Annotated in this window: 1 protein-coding gene; it reads right to left on the bottom strand. The window is 49.9% G+C overall.

The features are described from left to right. A partial coding sequence (locus DMB80_RS27800; protein WP_205538993.1) for a NapC/NirT family cytochrome c occupies positions 1–483 on the bottom strand: 483 nt, incomplete at its 3' end. Between the last annotated feature and the right edge of the window lie 2 nt (positions 484–485).

Raw genomic sequence — 485 nt, 5'->3', positions numbered from 1 at the left:
AATTGGCTTAATATCAATAGAGTACAGCGTGTCACCACTGTCATTAGCACTGGCGCGCAGCTCATCGAACTGCTTACGGAAGCCGCTACTCATATCCGGTAACTGGTGGGCAATACCTTTATGACAGTCGATGCAGGATTGATTATCTTTCGCTGCCACCTTCATCTGACGTGCTGCTTCAGGATGCTGCTTCGCATGATCCATCGCATCGTAGTTATGGCAGGAGCGGCAGGCTGCCGAGTTGTTTTCTTTCATTCGCGCCCATTCACGCTCGGCAAGTTCCGCGCGTTTGGCTTCGAATTTTTCAGGTGTATCAATGGAGTGAGCAATAAAGGTCTGGTAGATATCATTGCTCGCTTCCAGTTTGCGCTTCACCATGCCTGGAATATCCGGCGAGATATGACAGTCATGGCATTCAGCTCGCACGCCGGAGGCGTTCTGGAAATGCACCGACTGTTTATATTCTTCATACACCGGTTGCATAC

The sequence above is a fragment of the Mycobacterium kyogaense genome (genome assembly GCF_003254575.1).
GTDB lineage: Bacteria > Actinomycetota > Actinomycetes > Mycobacteriales > Mycobacteriaceae > Mycobacterium > Mycobacterium kyogaense.
This window is presented reverse-complemented; position numbering and strand designations above follow the sequence as displayed.